The organism is Psychrobacter proteolyticus, from assembly GCF_039762275.1.
Classification (GTDB): Bacteria; Pseudomonadota; Gammaproteobacteria; order Pseudomonadales; family Moraxellaceae; genus Psychrobacter; species Psychrobacter proteolyticus_C.
On sequence record NZ_JBDLOB010000009.1, the window covers coordinates 29,879 to 48,321 of the forward strand.

General features: G+C 41.5%; 17 protein-coding genes. 4 read left to right on the top strand and 13 right to left on the bottom strand.

Annotation, left to right across the window (positions count from 1 at the left end; translation table 11 throughout):
- Positions 1-378 precede the first annotated feature (378 nt).
- Together ABFV72_RS12020 and ABFV72_RS12025 are read left to right on the top strand one after the other, a co-directional pair.
- On the top strand, positions 379-1,359 hold the full coding sequence (locus ABFV72_RS12020) for a class 1 fructose-bisphosphatase (protein ID WP_347163924.1): 981 nt from the start codon (positions 379-381) through the stop codon (positions 1,357-1,359).
- A gap of 109 nt (positions 1,360-1,468) precedes the next feature.
- A complete protein-coding gene (locus tag ABFV72_RS12025; RefSeq protein WP_347163925.1) occupies positions 1,469-2,263 on the top strand; it encodes a TrmH family RNA methyltransferase in 795 nt (264 codons plus the stop codon).
- A gap of 205 nt (positions 2,264-2,468) precedes the next feature.
- On the opposite strand, the gene ABFV72_RS12030 is transcribed toward ABFV72_RS12025, so the two are convergent.
- The 8 genes from ABFV72_RS12030 to ABFV72_RS12065 all read right to left on the bottom strand — a co-directional run bounded on the left by ABFV72_RS12030 (position 2,469) and on the right by ABFV72_RS12065 (position 10,271).
- Positions 2,469-3,401 carry an electron transfer flavoprotein subunit alpha/FixB family protein gene (locus ABFV72_RS12030; protein WP_057758839.1) on the bottom strand — a complete coding sequence of 311 codons (933 nt, stop codon included), beginning with the start codon at positions 3,399-3,401 and terminating at the stop codon, positions 2,469-2,471.
- Positions 3,402-3,568: 167 nt separating this feature from the next.
- Positions 3,569-4,318: an electron transfer flavoprotein subunit beta/FixA family protein gene (locus ABFV72_RS12035; protein ID WP_057758837.1), complete on the bottom strand. Its 750-nt coding sequence runs from the start codon at positions 4,316-4,318 to the stop codon at positions 3,569-3,571.
- A 450-nt stretch (positions 4,319-4,768) separates the two neighbouring features.
- Positions 4,769-5,338 carry a DUF421 domain-containing protein gene (locus ABFV72_RS12040; RefSeq protein WP_347163927.1) on the bottom strand — a complete coding sequence of 190 codons (570 nt, stop codon included), beginning with the start codon at positions 5,336-5,338 and terminating at the stop codon, positions 4,769-4,771.
- 267 nt (positions 5,339-5,605) lie between these two features.
- Entirely contained in the window at positions 5,606-5,818 is a 213-nt protein-coding gene (locus ABFV72_RS12045) for a cold-shock protein (RefSeq protein WP_057758834.1), read from the bottom strand.
- Between the two features lie 363 nt (positions 5,819-6,181).
- On the bottom strand, positions 6,182-6,613 hold the full coding sequence (locus tag ABFV72_RS12050; RefSeq protein ID WP_101204855.1) for a hypothetical protein: 432 nt from the start codon (positions 6,611-6,613) through the stop codon (positions 6,182-6,184).
- Positions 6,614-6,910: 297 nt separating this feature from the next.
- Entirely contained in the window at positions 6,911-7,927 is a 1,017-nt protein-coding gene (gene ilvC, locus ABFV72_RS12055) for a ketol-acid reductoisomerase (protein ID WP_057758830.1), read from the bottom strand.
- 134 nt (positions 7,928-8,061) lie between these two features.
- On the bottom strand, positions 8,062-8,559 hold the full coding sequence (ilvN, locus tag ABFV72_RS12060) for an acetolactate synthase small subunit (RefSeq protein ID WP_057758828.1): 498 nt from the start codon (positions 8,557-8,559) through the stop codon (positions 8,062-8,064).
- Positions 8,559-10,271 carry an acetolactate synthase 3 large subunit gene (locus ABFV72_RS12065; protein ID WP_197411831.1) on the bottom strand — a complete coding sequence of 571 codons (1,713 nt, stop codon included), beginning with the start codon at positions 10,269-10,271 and terminating at the stop codon, positions 8,559-8,561. The genes ilvN and ABFV72_RS12065 overlap by 1 nt, the downstream gene beginning before the upstream one ends.
- A gap of 990 nt (positions 10,272-11,261) precedes the next feature.
- Between ABFV72_RS12065 and ABFV72_RS12070 the strand changes: the two genes are divergently transcribed.
- Positions 11,262-11,759 carry a DUF4124 domain-containing protein gene (locus ABFV72_RS12070; RefSeq protein ID WP_347163929.1) on the top strand — a complete coding sequence of 166 codons (498 nt, stop codon included), beginning with the start codon at positions 11,262-11,264 and terminating at the stop codon, positions 11,757-11,759.
- A 22-nt stretch (positions 11,760-11,781) separates the two neighbouring features.
- On the opposite strand, the gene ABFV72_RS12075 is transcribed toward ABFV72_RS12070, so the two are convergent.
- Positions 11,782-13,605, bottom strand: a complete 1,824-nt coding sequence (locus ABFV72_RS12075) for an NAD(P)H-hydrate dehydratase (RefSeq protein WP_347163930.1) — start codon at positions 13,603-13,605, stop codon at positions 11,782-11,784.
- A 244-nt stretch (positions 13,606-13,849) separates the two neighbouring features.
- Between ABFV72_RS12075 and queG the strand changes: the two genes are divergently transcribed.
- Positions 13,850-15,007: a tRNA epoxyqueuosine(34) reductase QueG gene (gene queG / locus ABFV72_RS12080; protein ID WP_347163932.1), complete on the top strand. Its 1,158-nt coding sequence runs from the start codon at positions 13,850-13,852 to the stop codon at positions 15,005-15,007.
- 177 nt (positions 15,008-15,184) lie between these two features.
- Here the strand turns inward: queG and lysM are convergent, their stop codons facing one another.
- The 4 genes from lysM to fabD form a co-directional block, all read right to left on the bottom strand.
- The gene (gene lysM, locus ABFV72_RS12085; RefSeq protein WP_057758817.1) at positions 15,185-15,694 is read right to left on the bottom strand and encodes a peptidoglycan-binding protein LysM; all 510 of its coding nucleotides are present in this window, start codon (positions 15,692-15,694) and stop codon (positions 15,185-15,187) included.
- Positions 15,695-15,976: 282 nt separating this feature from the next.
- The gene (gene acpP, locus ABFV72_RS12090) at positions 15,977-16,213 is read right to left on the bottom strand and encodes an acyl carrier protein (RefSeq protein WP_057758815.1); all 237 of its coding nucleotides are present in this window, start codon (positions 16,211-16,213) and stop codon (positions 15,977-15,979) included.
- Positions 16,214-16,484: 271 nt separating this feature from the next.
- Positions 16,485-17,213 (bottom strand): 3-oxoacyl-ACP reductase FabG, encoded by a 729-nt coding sequence (fabG, locus tag ABFV72_RS12095; protein ID WP_347163933.1) that lies wholly within the window; start codon positions 17,211-17,213, stop codon positions 16,485-16,487.
- Positions 17,210-18,178 (bottom strand): ACP S-malonyltransferase, encoded by a 969-nt coding sequence (gene fabD / locus ABFV72_RS12100; RefSeq protein WP_191114795.1) that lies wholly within the window; start codon positions 18,176-18,178, stop codon positions 17,210-17,212. The genes fabG and fabD overlap by 4 nt, the downstream gene beginning before the upstream one ends.
- Positions 18,179-18,443 lie beyond the last annotated feature (265 nt).

Consider the following 18,443-nt stretch of genomic DNA (forward strand, 5'->3'; position numbering starts at 1 on the left):
TTTATTGTGGGTTTATATGAGTCTATAGTAATCACTTATTCATCTTTGTTCGATCATTTATCACTGATAGGCATAGATACAAAGGACATTTTAACGCTTATTTGCTACAATTTACCGTAATCAAATTCGACCGAAAAATAGCCTTAGCAGACAATCAGAAAGCGTGAATAGACATGCTATATTCTCATAGAGAATAATTCTGACAAAACTATAAATGAATAACAATAGATATAGTGTAGCCGATTTTATGGTCGGGACAAAGATGCCGTATTAGCTATTTAAGAATTTACCTATTTCAGGTGTGCTAAATGCCACCTACTTCTTTACTTTGACACCTATCCATTCTTTTACTTTCCATACCATTTATTAGGAAGCCTTATGACGACCTTAGCAGACTATCTAAACCAACATGCCACTAACCCTGCACTCAATGACGTGATTACCACTGTCACTGATGTCGGTAAGACAATTTCACAGCTACTCAGAAAAGGCGCTTTAGCAGATATCTTGGGCGAAGCAGGTAATCAAAACGTCCAAGGCGAAGATCAGAAAAAACTAGATGTACTAGCAAATGACTTACTGCTAGATGCATTGGCAAAAAACGCACATTGTGCTGGTGTCGCGTCAGAAGAGCTCGATGACGCCACCCCTGCTAATGACGATGGTAGCCTATTGGTGTTATTTGACCCATTAGATGGCTCATCAAATATTGATATCAATATGGCAGTAGGTACGATTTTTTCTGTTCTGCCATATGAGCGCCAAGGTCAAACCAGTGAAAACAGCGACTATCTACAGGCAGGTAACAAACAGCTATCAGCCGGTTATCTGCTATATGGTACCTCTACTGTCCTAGCGCTAACCATCGCTGATAAAGTCGTTATGTTTAGCCTAGATCCAGAGACGTCTGACTATGTGTTGATAGAAGACAACGTGCAAATCGATGCCGATACGAGCGAATATGCTATCAATAGCTCAAACTATCGCTACTGGCGTGCACCGATGCAGCAGTACATTGATGAGTTAATCGCTGGCGAGACTGGGTTACGTGGACGCGATTTCAATACACGCTGGGTAGCCGCCATGGTTGGTGACGTCCATCGTATTTTATGCCGCGGTGGTCTGTTCACTTATCCGTTTGATACCAAATACGCTCATAAAGCGGGTAAACTACGCTTAATGTATGAAGCCAATCCAATGAGTCTATTAATAGAACGGGCAGGTGGCGGTGCGACAGACGCTATCAATCGTATCTTAGATATCGAACCGACTGATATCCATCAACGTGTCCCTGTGGTACTCGGTAGTAAAAACGAAGTCAATTATGTGAAAGAATTACACGTAAATTATTCTAAATAAATAATTGATTGACGTACCTGTTAAGAACAGCCAGCAGAATTCTAAATTCATAATAGATATTTTGCTGGTTATCTAAACGACTCCTTTACCCTTCTCTAAGCGATCCACTATGGTATTAAATCCCACCGAGCTGATTACCTCAGATAAGAACACAACAGTGAAGCTTGTAAAAGCACTGTTGTCCCAAGCACGCCAGCGTAAAAAGAACGGTCAGACAGTCGTAGAAGGCGTCCATTTGATAGATGCTGCGCTGCGTAGTGACTATCCTTTCGCTCAGATACTATTGTCTGAGTCAGCGCATAACCATCCTGAAGTTCAACAGGTATTGACTCGCCTGCCAACTTATACGCCTATTCTTACTTTGTCAGACGCACTTTATGAGAGTATTCGTAGCTTGGGAACTGGCATTGATATCATGGCGATAATCAAAGTACCAACGCCTAGCCTATCGATGATCGATGAGGACTGCTTAATATTGAACGACGTGCAGGATAGCGGAAATGTTGGTACGCTGCTACGTACAGCAGCAGCCGTCGGTATCAGCAACATCCTATGTACCAGTGCGACCGCTCAAGCTTGGTCTCCCAAGACGCTACGAGCAGGTATGGGTGCACAGTTTGCCCTGACTATTTATGAAGGCTTGAGTACGCAAGATATTTTGGATCACGTACAAGTGCCGCTTTTGGCGACTAGCTCACATACAGACACTATCATCTACGAGCACGACTTATCTGCGCCTGTGGCTTGGATTATGGGTCATGAAGGTCAAGGCGTTAGCGATGAGCTAATGCAATGTGCTACGCCTATCGCTTTACCGCAGCCAAACGGGCAAGAGAGCTTAAATGTAGCGATTGCAGGGTCTTTATGTCTGTACGAAACCTTACGCCAAAGACAATACTCTTAGCGTCCATTTATAACTGCTATTAAAACCCTATCTATCAAGCATAAAAAACCCACTATCAATTGGTAGTGGGTTTTTTATTGTCTGTCTACTACTGATGTAGTCAAAGAAGTCTAAAACGGATACAAGGCAGCCGACTGCAGATTGTACAAGTCGTACATCTAAGGAGGGTAACGCCGTGGCCGTTTAGTAGTTCTACGACTATATATTAAACCTTGCTAGTTAGCTCAGGCAATGCTTCGAACAAATCAGCTTCTAAGAAGTAGTCAGCAACGCTAGCGATAGGTGCTTCTGGGTCATTGTTGATAGCAACGATGACTTTAGAGTCTTTCATACCAGCCAAATGCTGAATCGCGCCTGAGATACCAGCTGCAATATATAGCTGCGGTGCAACGATTTTACCCGTTTGACCGACCTGCATATCGTTTGGTACATATCCTGCGTCAACAGCAGCACGCGATGCACCAACAGCAGCACCTAGCTTATCAGCCAATGGCTCAATGTACTTGGTAAAGTTTTCACCGTTTGCCAAGGCACGACCACCAGAAACAACGATACCAGCTGACGTCAATTCTGGACGATCAGACTTAGCCATTTCTTCGTTAACGAAGCTAGCTTTACCAGTTTCTTGTACATTGTCGATAGTTTCAACAGTAGCTGAACCGCCTTCGCTTGCCACTGGGTCAAACGCAGTGGTACGTACTGTTAGTACGACTTTATCTTCTGTCGTTTTGACTGTCGCTGTTGCATTACCTGCATAGATAGGACGCTCAAACGTTTGCGCATCTACCACACCTGAGATTTCAGACAGCATGCTGACGTCAAGTAACGCTGCAACGCGTGGCATAAAGTTTTTGCCAGTCGTGGTCGCAGCCGCTAGGATATGGCTGTAATCACCAGCGATATCAGCAACCAATAGCGCCACGTTACCTGCCAATTGATGCTCATAAGCAGCATTGTCAGCTAATAGTACTTTAGTCACGCCTTCTGCTTTTGCCGCTTCATCAGCAACAGCTTGGCTACCACTACCAGCAACCAATACATGGATATCATCACCCATTTGTTTAGCAGCAGCGATGGTGTTTAAAGTTGCCTTTTTTAGACTGGCATTGTCATGTTCTGCATATACCAAAATTGCCATGGTTTTAGTCCTTTATATATTCGTATTATCTATTCATGCGGTTGTTTGTGTACAAAGCTATTTGAGCAACTATCGTTTAATATGAAATAAAGCAGTCAAACTTATAGCCTTCAAATTCTTAACCTTGTACAGGATATGCCGTAGCGAAGTACCCAATCACTAAAAAATTAAATGACTTTTGCTTCGTTTCTTAGCTTATCGACCAACTCATCAACTGACCCTACTGTAATACCAGCTTTACGGTCAGCAGGTGGCACGACTTTAATAATTTCTTGCTTAGATGTCATATCAACACCGAAATCTGCTGGCGTTTTCTCATCAAGTGGCTTTTTCTTCGCTTTCATGATGTTAGGCAATTTAGCATAACGTGGCTCATTCAAACGTAGATCAGTCGTGATGACTGCTGGCAAATCAAGAGCAACTGTTTGTAGGCCGCCATCGATTTCACGCGTTACGTTTACTTTGTCGCCTTCAACTTTCACTTCTGATGCAAACGTACCCTGACCGATACCCATCAATGCCGCTAGCATCTGACCAGTTTGGTTGTTGTCATCATCAATCGCTTGCTTACCTAATAAGATGATATCAGTGCTTTCAGCTTCGGCGATACTTTTTAGAATCTTAGCAACTTGTAAAGGATATGGTTTTTCGTCACTTACTACTAATACACCACGGTCAGCACCTAGCGCTAGGGCTGCACGAATCTGCTCTTGTGACTCTTTTGGACCGATTGAAGCAACAATGATCTCATCAATGACGCCAGCTTCTTTCAGACGAACCGCTTCTTCTACTGCGATTTCATCAAAAGGGTTGATTGACATTTTAGTGTTTGATAAGTCAACGCCAGAGTTGTCGGCTTTTACACGAACTTTTACGTTATAATCAATGACACGCTTGACCGCTACTAATGCTTTCATACGTTCCTCGTTTATTAATGTTATGAGTTAAAAATTGTCAGTTAAGAACCAAAGGTTCGTTGTGGTTCAAATTGTCGTTCAAAATACTGCTCAAGGTTATTACTACATCAACAGAATATAGTTAACTAAGAAAGATGAGCCAATATCTAAGAGCATATTAGCATTGTATCTCCTACTAATGAAATCTGCTAAAGCTAAGCCAACCGTTATTATCAGACCTATGTATCTTGCGTCAGCAGGCAGATAAGGTCAAGACAACGCCGTGAATAATGCGTCATAAATTTGTCAACACTCTATAATAAATAGTCTATAAGCACATCGTTTCACGATTTTCATTGTTCAGTAGCTTAAAATACTCATACCCTTTATAGCATTCTAAGCCTTAGCTTTACTTAATATTTTGTTATTATTTATCTCTTCAAAGTTAACGGATAAGAATAGTTAGTCGAGTCAGACCTGCGACTTACTATTCTCGCTAGCACCAAGCAATAATTCGCTATCACGTATATCGTCAAATAAAGACCAGTCAGGTTCAACGTCATTATTCTTGATGACACTCATATCACCTGTCGTCTCCATAATCACTGCAAACACTTCTGTTTTCGCTTTGATACCATTTTTACGTAGCACTTCCTGTACATCGCTAGTACTAAGATTGGCCTCTTTTAAGTTATCTTCTAAATATTCACCATGAGCCATTAGGATAATAGCTTGATTATCTATCAAAGCTTTTAGCGGTTTTATTTTGCGTCTGATAACTGAAATAATGCCCTGAATTAAGAATAGCACTGCGACAGCAAATAACCCTTGAAGTAGAGAGGGCTTATCTGACAACACAGTTGACGCCAATATACTACCGATACCCACCGTCATGGCAAAATCATGGCTTGATAACTTGGAAAAACTGCGTAAACCCATCAATCGAGTAAAAAACATCAGCCCTACATAAAAGCCTATAGCAGATAAAGAAATCCCGAGCACCTGTTGCCAGTCAATTGAAAGCCAGTTTTCCCACTTCATAACACAACCTTATCTATTACATCTTTATTAAATCATTGTCCGTTATTACCTGATGATGTTGACCGTCAAAATCAATAGCACTTTACATTAGCAACACTTTGTCATACCAAAAAAGTCCCATAAAAAAAGCAACCTGATAAGAGGTTGCTTCTTTTTAAAGTCGATACAGTATTTTTATTGTTTTAACAAACAAAGTAATCAATGCGTATTGATAATCTTATTGTCATTAAGCTTTCTGGCAAGCAGTTAACTTAACAATAAATGAGATTAGATAGCTTCGATTTGCTCAGCTTGTGGGCCTTTTTTGCCATCACCTAAGATGAAAGACACTTTTTGGCCTTCGGCTAGAGTTTTGAAACCGTTACCTTGGATAGCGCTGTAGTGAGCGAATACGTCTTGTCCGCCGTTGTCTTGAGCGATAAAACCAAAACCTTTAGCTTCATTAAACCACTTTACAGTGCCTTCAACTTTATCTGACATAAATTTTCCTGACTCTTTAACTGTTGGCGAGACTTGTGTCATCACCGATTAATTGATATATACCCTAATATTTTCTGCTAAATGCGGCGGCCAAAAATGCTAAATGTTCTTAAAGAAAATTTGAATTTTTTGCCTCAAATATTTTGAGTACAGTCTGATTATAACAGTTTTCCATGATAGGAACAGTCTAAATTGCTGATTTTTGTAAATAAATACTAACCATTGTTGCAAGCTAACATCGATAGCAATTTTATTTATATCTTATTGATATTAAATATTTTTTATTTATAGATATACTATAACTTCATCAGTAAACCACTAATTAAATAAGTCAGCATAGATGATAGTAGATTGGAATACTAGTTACTGCAATGGTGATGTTGGTAGCCATGCTGAACTCAACACAAGCAAACATAACGCAAAAAACACCAATGAAAATGACTGACTATAGGCAATATATTTTGCTGGAATGACCAAGTCTTTAGGAGAGTCAGGGATACCTTTACGCTTCAGTAGCTTGGTACCATATATCCAGCCAAAGGTCGTGTATATGCCATATGCAGCAGGCACTGCGATAGCTAATGGAGTCAAATCAATAACATATAAAATCACCACTGATATGAAGAACCATAGAGTATCTAACAATGAACTAACTTTGAAGAACTTAGATTGAGGCAGTTTACCATCGGTCTGTTTGAGCATCTCCCCTTCTATCCAAATTAAAACTGCTACCACAGCGCTAAGAGTAATATATACGAATTGCGGCGTTAGCCAGTCTGAATAAGATATTTGCACAGCATACAACCTATTATCTATAGAAAGTGAGAATGAAGCATCCGCCCGATTCAATTACTTAGAAACGAATGAGAACAATAATGAATGTTAATCGCAAGGGCACTTTGGCCAATGTTAAGGTGCCTGCTTATATTGGGCAGCGATTAATGATTTTCAACCGATAACCCCGATTCAAATCAGAGCGCAGAGCACCTATCAAATACTCTGCATAAAAAAACCCATGCTATCAAGTGATAACATGGGCTACTTCATCTAAATCAGATTTTTATCTGAATAAGACTTTTATCTGTATAAAACTTAGTTTTTGTCTTTATCGATGATTTTGTTACCACCGATCCATGGCATCATGCCACGTAGCTTAGCACCAGTGATTTCGATTTGATGATCAGCATTGTTACGACGACGCGCAGTCATTGATGGATAGTTGGTTGCGCCTTCAGAGATGAACATCTTCGCGTATTCACCAGACTGGATGCGTTTTAGTGCATTACGCATGGCTTCACGTGACTGCTCATTGATAACTTCAGGGCCAGTAACATATTCGCCGTATTCAGCGTTGTTACTGATTGAGTAGTTCATGTCAGCGATGCCGCCTTCATACATCAAGTCAACGATAAGTTTTAGCTCATGCAGACATTCGAAATAAGCCATTTCTGGTGCATAGCCCGCTTCTGTTAGTGTCTCAAAGCCCATTTTAACTAGCTCTACTGCACCACCACAAAGTACGGCTTGCTCACCGAATAGATCCGTTTCAGTCTCATCTTTGAACGTTGTTTCGATGATGCCTGAACGACCACCACCAACGCCAGCAGCATATGATAATGCTAACTGTTTGGCTTGACCAGAAGCGTCTTGATAGATAGCGATAAGATCAGGGATACCGCCGCCTTTAGCGAACTCTGAACGTACAGTATGACCTGGTGCTTTTGGTGCAACCATGATGACATCAAGATCGCTACGTGGTACCACTTGGTTGTAATGGATTGCAAAACCATGAGCGAAAGCTAGTGTAGCGCCTTCTTTGATGTTTGGCTCGATCACATCATTATAAAGCTCTTTTTGGAACTCATCAGGCGTCAAAATCATGATAACGTCAGCAGCTTTTACCGCTTCTTCTACTTCAGCGACTTTTAGACCAGCATTTTCAGCTTTTTTCCATGAGCTTGAGTTTGCACGTAGACCAACAGTTACATCGACGTCTGAATCTTGTAGGTTAAGCGCGTGTGCATGGCCTTGTGAACCGTAACCGATAATGGCAACTTTTTTACCTTGGATAATAGATAGGTCACAATCTTTGTCATAATAAACGTTCATAAATAGAGTCCTTGTTCTCAATCATGGCTTGCCATGGATAGTAAGCGCTTATACTGTAGTCAATATAATAACTAAGATAAGCGCTTTGTTGATTAGATAAATAAATTTTGGTTTAAACTGGTTTTGATAAATAATTAAATGCTTAGGGTTTTTTCACCGCGGGCAATACCGATAACACCTGAGCGAACCACTTCCATGATGCGCTCACGGCCAATCACATCGATAAAACCATCAAGTTTGGCTTTGTCGCCCACGATTTGAATCGTATATAAATTGGAATTTACATCGACGATTTGTGCACGGAAAATATCTGCGCTACGTTTAATCTCTTCACGAACACCGCCTGTTGCACGGACTTTAATGAGCATCAATTCACGCTCAACGTGTACGTTCTCCGTTAGGTTAAGCACTTTAACCACTTCAATCAATTTATGCAATTGTTTGGTGATCTGCTCAATTCTTTCAGGTGATGTAATGGTCGTAACCGTTAGACGTGAGATACTTGGGTCATCAGTAGGCGCGACGTTCAAAGTTTCGATATTGTAGCCACGTTGTGAGAACAAGCCGACTAACCGCGACAACGAACCCGCTTCGTTTTCCATCAATACCGAAATCAGATGTTGTTGTTGCATTAGGTACGCTCCCCTTTTGTTAACCACATATCACGCATGGCCTGTCCAGCGATTTGCATTGGATATACATGCTCATTACGATCGACGTAAACATCGATAAATACCAGTTTGTCTTTCATAGCCATTGCTTCAGCTAATTGTGCTTCCATAGTCGCAGGGTCAGTAATTTTGATACCGACATGACCATAGCTTTCAGCCAATTTGACAAAATCTGGTAAGGAGTTCATATAAGACTGGGCATGACGACCTTCATACAGCATATCTTGCCACTGCTTCACCATACCAAGCTGCGCATTGTTAATGTTCAGAATTTTAACTGGTAAGTTATATTGCAAGCAGGTCGATAGCTCTTGGATATTCATCTGAATAGAGCCTTCACCAGTAATACAAACCACATCACGCTCAGGGTTGGCAAGTTTGGCAGCCATTGCATACGGTAGACCAACACCCATGGTACCAAGACCACCTGAATTCAGCCATTGACGTGGCTCATTGTAAGTATAGTAAAGTGCCGCAAACATCTGATGCTGACCGACGTCACTTGTGATAATAGCGTTACTGTTAGTCACTTTATCTAGAGCTTGTACGACACTTTGTGGCTTAATGCCATTATCTGTGCTGGTGTCATAACGTAAGCCATGACGCTTACGCCACTCATTGATTTGTGACCACCAATCGAGCAATGCGTGCTGCTCTAACTGCTTGTCTTGACCAACAATCTCTAGCATGTCCGTTAAGACCGACTTCACATCACCTACGATAGGAATGTGCGCAAGAATCGTTTTTGAAATTGACGCAGGATCGATATCGATATGAATGATGGTTGCGTTAGGGCAGAATTTTTTGACGTTATTGGTTACACGATCATCGAAACGCGCGCCGACAGCCAAAATCACATCAGCGTGATGCATGCTCATATTGGCTTCGTAAGTACCATGCATGCCAAGCATACCTAAGAACTGACGATCAGAGCCAGGGAATGTACCAAGCCCCATCAAGGTATTAGTCACTGGTAAATTCAAACGATGTGCAAGATCTGTTAATTCTTCATGCGCATTGCTCCAAATCACACCGCCGCCTGCATATACAACAGGACGCTGCGCTGCTAATAGCGTTTCAATGGCTTTTTTGATTTGACCGCTATGACCTTTGAGTGACGGCTGATACGAGCGTATAAACACTTCTTCTGGATATTCGTAAGCAAATTTTTCGCTAGGCGCAGTCATGTCTTTTGGCACATCAATGACGACAGGGCCTGGGCGACCAGTCTGGGCAATATAAAATGCCTTTTTTACAATCATTGGAATTTCGCTAGCATGGCGTACCTGAAAACTATGCTTAACGATAGGACGTGATACGCCTACCATATCTGTTTCTTGGAAAGCATCTTCACCGATTAGGCTGCTTGGCACCTGACCTGCAATTACAACCATTGGTACAGAGTCCATAAAGGCAGTAGCAATAGCTGTCACGGTATTGGTCGCACCAGGGCCTGATGTGGCCAACACGACGCCAGTATTACCAGTCACTCGCGAATAAGCATCGGCCATGTGGCCCGCTGCTTGCTCGTGACGTACTAAGATGTGCTCAATATTTTCTTGCTGAAAAAGCGCATCATAAATGTGTAAGACCGCGCCACCTGGATAGCCAAAGATGTATTCGACACCTTCGTCAGTCAGTGCTTGCACCAGCATTTCAGCGCCCGATAGCATCACAGGCTGTGCACTACCTTCTGCAAGACGTTGTTGCTTTTGTTCAAAATTTTTGGCGGCATTACCCGTTTGGGTATGTCCCGTCATGTTCGGACTTTGCGTGGTTTGCGTCACTGTCATCACCTTTTTTTGCGGCGAGAATTTGCGGGATTCTATGAGCGAAAATAATTACTTACCGTCGTTATTTTTACTTATTGAATGATCGCTAATTCTTGTCCATATCAAGAATATCTGCCCAATAGGTTTAATCAAAACTGTCTCATAGGACAATACTAATCAAACACAGCAGTGTATTTTAGGTCAGCTTTGTGATGGATGTTTATCGATATACAGTGACAAGATGCGAGTGCATCTATAAAAGAAGGCGCTTATTATTGAGGTTCGATACTAGCAAGTACCTATTGTGACTTTATTCGTGTGACTTTATTTGTACAGATGCATCGATATACACAAGCAAAAAAACTTCATAGCCAATGCCAAATTATAAGATCTTTAGAACTTACAATAGGCTTCGGGGAAATCTCTTAACCGCGTACTATATCGCGTTTGATACAACTGCTAAAAACACATTTAGCACATTTCAAATAATAAGTTTATCTTAGTCATTGTAGACAGATAAGTCCGGAGACAATGTATCGCTACCAGTAGTGGTCGTTATGCCACTATGCTTGCTATATCATTATCACAAAGGAAATAAAACTGCATAAGCTACCGATAAGTAACTCATCGTTTTCTTTCTCAAGTGCCACGGCAACATCGTAAAAGCCGCTCACTGACCAATCAACTGCTATTATATTCGATGGTTTACGAGTTATTGTCAAGAAAAACTTCTAAAGCCTATCCCAAACTATTAGTTATTAAATAATATACATTGATAAGTATTATTTGTTAGAGTCGATAGTCGATACATTATTACTACTAATAAAACGTTCAAGTGTTATATTTACACCCATATACATTTGATTTTTATTAAATAAGAGGATTGCTACTATGGCATATGCGTCTAAGACATATACCGCTGCCAAACTGTTGATGAGTACCGCGTGTATGCTAATGCTGTCCATGAATGCCAGTCAGGCTATTCAAGTTTATAAATCTATTGGGGCACATGGTGAAGTAAAATATAGCCAACACGCGCCGCAAGTCGGTAAAAATATCGAACTGATTGAGTTTCGTAGTGACGGTAGACAGAATAACGCAGGACAAATGGCAGGAAAAACAGATCCTAACCAGAGCAGCAATGCTCAAACGGCAGAAGAACAACGAGTAGCAGCACTTGAAGCACGTATTAAAGAACAAGAAGCTCAGGCTAATGCTCAACGCTGCCAATCATTACGTAATAACTTGACCAACTTAAATGTAGGCGGCCGTATCTATGAGATGGATGCCAACGGTAAGCGTCAGTATCTAGATGGCCGTGAGATTGAGCTTAAGCGTGAGCGTGTACAGCAAGCAATTACTCAGTATTGCTCTAACCCTTCTACCTAGCCAGACCTCTTGAAAGCAAATATCAAACTATCATAAGCTGCATGACGTGACGAATGGCTGCTAGCATATCCTGAGCTTGTAGCCCTCGTTGCCCCACTAGCAATGTATTGGTGTCGCTATTCGCTTGATTTACTAATACATCTCCTGCAAACCCATGTATAAGAACCGCTTGATGCAAGCTACGCGCCTCTGCTGATAAGTCTTGCTGTGCCAATAGCCCAGTGGTCACCCCAGATAGCACATCACCCATGCCAGCGGTTGCCATGCCAGCATTCCCTACATCACAGACGTATATTTGCTCTTTTCCCTCTTCTTGTTCTAACACTAACGATCCTGCCCCTTTTAATATCCAGTCACCACCATATGTTGCGGCGCACTGTTTTACAGCTTGTAGTCTATTGGACTCAATCTCACTTATCTTTTGATCAAGTAATCTAGCTGCTTCCCCACTATGCGGCGTCAAGCAAACCTGATGATTAGCACTGTATTCTCGTAGCTCTGTTATTAGCTCATGATTACCCATGTGCAGTGATGCCAAGTGATAAAGACCATCAGCATCGATCACGATTGATTTTTCATTCTCTATAGCAGCCTGTACATAATTAATAAATAATGTTTTGGCTTTTTCGTCACGGCCAAGCCCCATCCCAATTGCAACGATACTAGCCTGCTTAATCAGACCTTTCACGCCGCTTATGTCATGTAAATTAATAGTCATCGCATCTGGTAATGAGGTCAATAGTGACCCATGAAAAGCCTCATGGCAGGCAACTGTTATTTTACCGGCGCCTGTCGCCATCGTACTGGCCGCAGACAGTATGGCAGCACCGCCCATACCTTGTGAGCCATCAACACGATTTCCGCCAATGACTAGCACATGACCATAGCTACCTTTGTAGCTGTTTTGGCGACGTGGCTTCATACTATGTGCAGCCGTCAGCAGCGTAGCAACTGGCTCAAATGCTTGACTGGCATTTTTCTGAGCTACCATATGATGGCTAGCTGTTTGCTGACACGCCTCTTGATGAGGTATCAACGGTATATCGACTATGTCTCCGCTATAGTCTGTACCATCTTTAGTATGCAGACCAAACTTGCGCGCAATCAAACATAGAGTTACGTCAGCTTGTATCGCTATGCGCTCGAACACTTCACCAGTAGAAGCCACTAACCCACTTGGAATATCAACTGCTATTGCTAAGGCGTTATTTTGCTGAGTAACGTTGTTAAAAGCGTTAATAGCTGCTTTATAGGCTCCCTCTGGTGCACGATCTAAGCCAATACCAAATAATGCATCGATATAAATATCAGCTGGCAAGTTTCTTTTACCCGCATCATCGTGACTAATAATATCTTCAAATCGTTGATAGTGACAACTGCTAGCTAGAGCTATCTGTAACGCCTTTGTCGCGTCCGTTATATTTCTACTGTCGCTATCTTTATCTCTAGGAGTTTTAGAAGTGACTGGTTGATCATGGATATCAAAATCATTTTCACTAAAACCAACCGTCATTACTTCTACTTGCCAGCCAGCTTGCTGTAAATAATGAGCAATAAGCCAGCCATCACCACCATTGTTACCTTTCCCTACCCAGATACTTGCTCGACGTGGATGAGCACTACGGTGATAAACGTTAGTATTGGCAGAATGGCTAGTACTGACGGTTTTTCGCTCATAAATCTGCTCTATTTGCTGTGTCATTTGCCAAGCGGCTTGTTTCATCAAACCAAAACTGTCGTATCCCTCTGCAAACCAAGCCTGTTCCATCGCATAAACCTGCTCACTATTATATAGCGCAATAGGTTTTGTATTTTTTATAGATGATAGATTGGTATTATTTCTCATAGCTTATCCTTGGTGCTTCTACTCATTTTTTATTTTATCTAAATTTGGTTGCTCATTTCTCATATCAGCTTAGCAAAAGCTTACTTCGACTTATGTATCAATATGAATGTGAGTTTATTTTCTTTTATACTTGCACTCATTGCTCACTGGCTTATCATAGCGGTATTTACATTACCTCTGATTGTCAGATATGAATAATCTGATTAAAACAAACGAGAAAACATCTAATAAGCACCTACTCTCTATGCCTACTGATAAAAACAAAATCACCATTACGAATCCAACTGTATTTGCAACCACAGCTGATGTTAAGCAGTGGATTACAGCACAAGCACAGGCATTAGGATTTGCTGATTGTGGTTTTCTATCTGTGCATCATCCTTTGTTTACTAAGCAGATTGAACAACTACAGAAGTGGCTAGATAAAGGTTATGAGGGTCAACTGCAGTTTATGCACAATAATCATGATCTGCGCGCTCATCCTGATCAGCTAGTCGAGGGCGCAAAGACCATCATCAGCGTACGTATGGACTATCTAACTCAAGCACCCACACCGCGTGCTGTCACTGATAACGACCATCCTAATAAAGGCATCATTGCGCGTTATGCAAGAGGGCGCGACTACCATAAAACGATGCGTAGCCGTTTAAAGCAATTGGCTTTAAAGATAGAAACAATGCTGCCTGAATGGCAACATTTGGATATCGGTTCAGAGAAAGAATTTGTGTTTAGACCTTTTAGCGATTCGGCGCCTATCTTTGAGCGGCCTATTGCAGATGCAGCAGGTCTCGGTTGGACAGGTAAACATACACTACTTATAAATAAGCAAGCTGGCTCATTTTTTGTGCTTGGTGAGCTATTTTTGAGCCTTGAGCTACCCGACGATAAACCAGTCAAGGAGCATTGCGGTAGTTGTAGCGCTTGTATTGACATATGCCCTACTCAAGCAATTGTAGCGCCCCATGAGCTCGACGCCTCTGCTTGTATCTCCTATTTGACTATCGAGCACGATGGAGTCATCGATAGCAAATATAGACGCGCGATAGGCAATCGGGTCTTTGGCTGTGATGATTGTCAGTTAATCTGTCCATGGAATCGCTATGCAAACCTTACGACCGTCAATGACTTCGCACCAAGGCATGGATTGGATAATAGTAGCTTGCTTGAACTATGGCAGTGGCAAGAAGCCGACTTTATGAAGAACACTCAAGGTAGCCCACTAAGACGCACCGGCTATGTGAATTTTTTACGTAATATCGCTATCGGACTTGGCAATGCTAATGCTAGCTTAGAAGTAGTCGAACAGTTAAAATCTAAATTGACCTTACATAATGACATGCTAGATGAGCATATCGAATGGGCTCTAGCTGAGCAGCACAATAAGCTAGACTTAACCAATTAACCAATTAACCAATTAACCAATTAACCAATTAACCAATTATTTTATGATTATCAAATCTCCCTGAGATAAAATGGTTATTTGAAGTATACAACATAAAAAAAGCCTCTTAATGATAAGAGGCTTTTTTATTAGAATGCCATATTCAACATACTATCTTTCTATACACTTCTTGTAGCATTACGGCTTCGGAATACGTAATACTTGGCCTGGATAGATTTTATCTGGATCAGATAACATTGGTTTGTTTGCTTCGAATATCTTCATGTAATCGCCAGATGAACCATAAACTTCTTTAGCAATCTTAGACAAGCTGTCACCAGACTTTACCGTATACATCGTAGATTCAGGCGCATCTTCTTCAATATCGATGTTATCAATAACTTTTGCAACGTTTTGCACGTTACCGATAGCGATAATGGCTTTTTCACGGTCAGCTTGAGTTTTAGCATTACCACTGATTTCTGCAGTATCTGTAGAACCATTATATTTAATTTTTAGGTTACTGATATTGAGGTTCTGCTGCTGAATACGGCGCAACAAAATATTGGCAACTGATTGTGCACTCGGCTCACTGCTTTGTACTGGTGTATTGGCATCTGCTTTCGTTTCTGTCTTAGCATCATGCTTTTCGTCATCACGGTTAAAAATCTTATCACCGATATCTTTTGCAAAGCTAAACATACCCATATATCTACTCCTTGAAATATTATTATTTGTCATTCTTTTAATGAAACACGCAATCAAACGATATTTTGAATGTCTGACTGGCATCTTTTTCTACGACTTACTATTATTAGTATAGATAAAGTGAGCTAATGTAGATAGTAATAGTATGTTGAGTAATGTTGAATTGACGTAGTCAATGTTAAATTCGATTGCTGTACTTAAAAATATCAATCACGCGCCCATAAAAAAACCGCCTATCTAATCAGATAAGCGGCATTATAAATCTGCTAAATAAGTAGCAGATTATAGTTGGGCTTGTACGTAATCGATTGCTTTTTGAACAGTAGTCAATTCTGCAGAATCTTCATCAGGAATAGTGATACCAAAATCACTTTCAAATGACATAACCAATTCAACTAGGTCTAAAGAATCTGCACCTAGGTCTTCCATGAATGAAGCATCGTTGTTGATGTCTTCAACATTCATACCTAGTTGCTCAGCTACTGCTGCTTTTACTCTTAGCTCGATATCATTACTCATGTAGATCACTCCGTTATCATCTATTATTTTTAATAAACTGCTATATCGCCTTATTTAAACGCCATAGCATGGTATATAAAATGCGTTTGCCAGACCAGCAATGCTGTCTGAGTACTCTATGACATGTTATACAGTCTGTCTGATGTCTAATAAAGCCCTGTTATCATACAGGGCTTTGACTCAAAAGTATCCGTCATTATAGCACCCTTTATTATAGTTTACACTCGTTCACACAGTTTTTTATTATAACTATGTAAAGCTTGTATATTGACTACATATACATGCCGCCATTGACAGGAATGACAGCACCTGTGACATAACTGGCCTCGTCGCTAGCCAAGAAATGTACCGCTGCAGCGATGTCTTCTGGCTGACCAAGACGGCTGATAGGTACAGCATCTAACATAGAGTTCAATAGACGCTCATCAAGCTCATCTGTCATATCCGTTTCGATCAAGCCTGGTGCCACGCAGTTGATGGTCACTTGGCGTGAACCAATCTCACGTGCAAGCGTACGGCTAAACCCTTCTACGCCAGCTTTGGTCGCCGCATAGTTAGATTGGCCCGCATTGCCCATTTGAGCGACGACAGAGGTAATGTTGATAATGCGGCCACGGCGTGCTTTCATCATACCGCGTACAGCACGTTTGCTCATGCGATATACTGATGTTAAATTGGTATCGATAACATTTTCCCAATCTTCATCTTTCATGCGCATCAGTAGGCCATCTTGAGTGATACCTGCATTGTTAACCAATACTTGCACCGCGCCATAGACGCTTTCGATCTCTTCAAACAACTTGTCAATTTGAGCAGTATCACGTACGTCTAAAACACGACCAATACCGCCAGTATCATGAAGGTAGTCATCGATAAGCTCAGCGCCCTTCTCGGTGGTCGCGGTTCCAATGACAAAATGTCCTTCTTTAGCAAAACGCTTGGCCACTGCCTTGCCAATACCTCGGCTAGCGCCAGTCACTAATGTAATCGTACGGCTCATGATAACACCTCCAATAATTTTTCTAGACGGGCAGGCTTGTCAGTAGGATAGCTGGCGATTGGCTGCGCCTGACGCTTCGCCAAATTGCTCAGTACATTACCACTGCCGCATTCGATTAAGATATTAATTTGCTTATCAGCCAGCTCTTGCATGGTTTTTGACCACAATACTGGCTCGCTCAGCTGTTCGGTCAATGCTTGCTTGATACCGACCGCACTGGTTTCGACACGCGCATAGCGATTTTGTATAACAGGAATGGTTGCCTGATCAAACTTGATACCCGCTAGTATCTCAGCCAATGCATTGCTGGCAGGTTCCATAAGTGCACAATGAGAAGGCACACTCACTTTTAGAGGAACAGATTTTTTGCCCGTGTTTTTAACTTTATCAATAACAGCGTTAACACCAGCCGCGTTACCCGAGATAACCACTTGTCCTGGACTATTGAAATTGGCTGCACCGACTACCGCATCTTCGACATGTTCAGTTGCTTGCTCACACAAGTTTTCTACTCGGTTGTCTTCTAGTCCTAATACTGCAGCCATAGCAGTATCTACACCTACAACGGCCTCTTGCATCAACTGACCGCGCTTATGTACTAAAGTGACTGCATCACCCAGCGATATCACATTGGCAGCACACAGGGCACTGTACTCGCCCAGAGAGTGACCAGCTAAATAACAAGGCGTCTCTTCTATTTTTTGTTGTAGGACACGCCAAATAGCAATACTAGCTGTCAAAAGCGCAGGCTGAGTATATTGGGTTTGATTGAGTTTTTCCTCGTCCTGACAGATTGCCCACAAATCCTCACCAAGCGCATCACTCGCTTCGGTAAATGTATCACGTATCTCTGGATAGATTTCGGCAAGCTCGCTCGTCATCGCGACTGCTTGAGATCCTTGTCCAGGAAAAATGACCGCGATACGAGCGGGTTGCTTTTTTACCATATCGGGTACAGAAGCCATAACCAATATTCCTTATCTGATTAGAAATATCCCTAAAAACAATGGGGTGTATTATATTATTAGATGCTATACAAAGCCGCTACTTCAAGTATTTATGCAAGAAAACGGATTGTCAGTAAACTATACACTGACAGACACTATTATCATAGCGGATGCAAACCAAACAGCAAGAGTAACGCTGCTCAAATTAAAGGAGCAGATTATATCAGCACATTTTTAAATCTACTAAAAATAACAAGTGAATTAAGCAATAAGTCTAGTTATA

Coding starts and splice junctions, on each gene's coding strand:
- ABFV72_RS12020 (WP_347163924.1), top strand. CDS start 379: ATGACGACCTTAGCAGACTATCTAAACCAACATGCCACTAACCCTGCA.
- ABFV72_RS12025 (WP_347163925.1), top strand. CDS start 1,469: ATGGTATTAAATCCCACCGAGCTGATTACCTCAGATAAGAACACAACA.
- ABFV72_RS12030 (WP_057758839.1), bottom strand. CDS start 3,401: ATGGCAATTTTGGTATATGCAGAACATGACAATGCCAGTCTAAAAAAG.
- ABFV72_RS12035 (WP_057758837.1), bottom strand. CDS start 4,318: ATGAAAGCATTAGTAGCGGTCAAGCGTGTCATTGATTATAACGTAAAA.
- ABFV72_RS12040 (WP_347163927.1), bottom strand. CDS start 5,338: ATGAAGTGGGAAAACTGGCTTTCAATTGACTGGCAACAGGTGCTCGGG.
- ABFV72_RS12045 (WP_057758834.1), bottom strand. CDS start 5,818: ATGTCAGATAAAGTTGAAGGCACTGTAAAGTGGTTTAATGAAGCTAAA.
- ilvC (WP_057758830.1), bottom strand. CDS start 7,927: ATGAACGTTTATTATGACAAAGATTGTGACCTATCTATTATCCAAGGT.
- ilvN (WP_057758828.1), bottom strand. CDS start 8,559: ATGCAACAACAACATCTGATTTCGGTATTGATGGAAAACGAAGCGGGT.
- ABFV72_RS12065 (WP_197411831.1), bottom strand. CDS start 10,271: ATGCTATCGGGCGCTGAAATGCTGGTGCAAGCACTGACTGACGAAGGT.
- ABFV72_RS12070 (WP_347163929.1), top strand. CDS start 11,262: ATGGCATATGCGTCTAAGACATATACCGCTGCCAAACTGTTGATGAGT.
- ABFV72_RS12075 (WP_347163930.1), bottom strand. CDS start 13,605: ATGAGAAATAATACCAATCTATCATCTATAAAAAATACAAAACCTATT.
- queG (WP_347163932.1), top strand. CDS start 13,850: ATGCCTACTGATAAAAACAAAATCACCATTACGAATCCAACTGTATTT.
- lysM (WP_057758817.1), bottom strand. CDS start 15,694: ATGGGTATGTTTAGCTTTGCAAAAGATATCGGTGATAAGATTTTTAAC.
- acpP (WP_057758815.1), bottom strand. CDS start 16,213: ATGAGTAATGATATCGAGCTAAGAGTAAAAGCAGCAGTAGCTGAGCAA.
- fabG (WP_347163933.1), bottom strand. CDS start 17,213: ATGAGCCGTACGATTACATTAGTGACTGGCGCTAGCCGAGGTATTGGC.
- fabD (WP_191114795.1), bottom strand. CDS start 18,178: ATGGCTTCTGTACCCGATATGGTAAAAAAGCAACCCGCTCGTATCGCG.